At 41.2% G+C, this 226-nt stretch carries 1 pseudogene; it reads right to left on the bottom strand.

The features are described from left to right. Positions 1-226 (bottom strand): annotated as a pseudogene (locus LI162_RS15465) (ABC transporter permease); the annotation flags it as partial.

Below are 226 nucleotides of genomic sequence, written 5' to 3'. Positions count from 1 at the left end.
GTAAGAATTTTGGCAAGAGCGATTTTCCCCCAACCATTTCGAGTCGTCAATACTAATGCGCTTGTATTATCATGCCATTCGCCAGCAAATAAAGAGGATAAAACAATACCGAGAAACAAAGCCATCACAACTCCCAGATCCGCAATCGTACTACCAAGAAGCGTTGACCATCCTTCTACCCACTCATAATGAAATGGTTTTTCTACCTTTCTCTCTATCTGATGTA

Origin of the sequence: Mediterraneibacter sp. 210702-DFI.3.120 (genome assembly GCF_020561005.1) — a bacterium.
GTDB classification, from domain to species: Bacteria; Bacillota; Clostridia; order Lachnospirales; family Lachnospiraceae; genus Mediterraneibacter; species Mediterraneibacter faecis.
Note: the sequence above shows the minus strand (reverse complement) of the source record. Positions and strands in the feature narration are given on the sequence as shown.